Genomic DNA, 1,599 nt, shown 5'->3' on the forward strand with positions numbered 1-1,599 from the left:
TCTGGGCTTGATCCTTAACATCGGGCTTGATTTCGTTCGGTTAGTGTCGCGGGGCGTTTGACGGTTTTGCCCACGTCCTGGTGGGTGGCGGGGTGCCTGTTCTTGGAGCCGGGCGGGCGTCCCGGGCCGGGGCGGCTGGGTTTGGGCACGCGGGCCGGGCAGGCGAGGTGGGGTCGGAGGTGTCGGAACCCACGCCGGACCCGGGTCGGTGTGAGGACCGTGCCGGGACGGGTGACCTTTTCCCAGGGCTTGCGCTGGTCGGCGGTCAGTGGGGCGGCGAGACGGAGCTGGGTGTGCGCGATGACGACAATCCAGGTCCAGCGATCCGCCGCGTGAGGATCACGCATCCGCGGTCGGGCCCAGCCCAGGGACTGCTTGAACAGGCGAAATGTGTGCTCCAGGTCGAATCTGCGCAGGTAACTCGACCAGGCAAAGTCGACATCGGACGGGGTGGCGTCGGTGGCCGAGGACCACAGCCAGACCGGTGGTGCATCGCGGTCACGGGGCAGGTGGTCCACTTCCAACCGAATCAGTGTGCCCTCGATGATGGGGAGTTCGCCGTCGTGGTCGATCCAGGCGGAGCGTTGCTGGAGTTCGGGGTGGAGCCGGTCCCAGGCCCGGGCTTCGGCCTTGCCGTAGCGGGGTGTGTCGTTCACCGTCACCACCGACGGCTCTTCCCAGGTCCGCGGCCTGGCAAGGCTGAACTCCTTGCCGTGCTTGGGCGGTCGGCCGCCGCGGGGGTGGGCCAGGGCGAACTCCTCGCGGGAGGGTGCCGGAAGCCGCAGGGCGCGGCCGGAGCGCAGGCGTCCGACCAGTTCGACGGGCAGGTCACGCAGGACCCAAGCCAAGCGCATCACGTCGTAGCCGGCGTCCATCACGATCAGGATGTCCCGGTCGCCGCACTGCCACTGACCGGCCGCGATCAGTCGCTCGACTACGGCCCGCAGCTGGTCGGCGGTGACGGCCGCGGCATCATCGGCAGGCCCCAGCCGGACCGCGTCCAGGACCTGTGTCCACGAGGTGCGGTCCGGGGTGAGCACGGCGACGAAGGAGTACGGCCAGCCCGGGATGATCTGCGAAGCCTCCCGTGAACGGCCATGGACGTGACAGAACAGCCGTTCCGGCGAACAAGCCGCGTCTGAACGCAGCCACGGGGAGACATCCACGCTGAGCACGATCCGCCCGTCGAACCGCGGCAACGGCAGGGACACCAGCAGGTCCCGCAGCCGGTCCACGTCGAGGCGGCCATGGTTCAGGGCCCCGTACAGCGCGCCATAGCCCCGTCGGTGCTCGGAGGTCAGCGACAGCTCCACCGGCGTCCTCACCGGCCCGTCCGCACACAACAGCGCGTCCGTCAGCTCGAAGAACGCATCCGCCCGCGCGGACAGACACTCGTAGAAGGCCCTCCGAAAGCGTGACAGACCCGCGAAGGCATCGCGGTCGCCGACGCGTTGCAGCACACTCATCACCACGGCCTTCGTCGTGAACTCCTGGATCTCGTCGCAGAGTTCAGGATCACGGGGAAGGCCGCCCTCATACCCTGCGATCACTCCAAAGAGTGACCACGCGACCAGGCCAGACGTTAAGGATCAAGCTGGG

At 68.4% G+C, this 1,599-nt stretch carries 1 protein-coding gene; it reads right to left on the reverse strand.

Annotated features, from left to right (window positions below):
• Nucleotides 1-14: 14 nt before the first annotated feature.
• Nucleotides 15-1,466 (reverse strand): NF041680 family putative transposase, encoded by a 1,452-nt coding sequence (locus AB0E05_RS36385; RefSeq protein ID WP_361971899.1) that lies wholly within the window; start codon nucleotides 1,464-1,466, stop codon nucleotides 15-17.
• Nucleotides 1,467-1,599 lie beyond the last annotated feature (133 nt).

This window comes from Streptomyces sp. NPDC048057 (genome assembly GCF_040653095.1).
Taxonomy (GTDB): Bacteria; Actinomycetota; Actinomycetes; order Streptomycetales; family Streptomycetaceae; genus Streptomyces.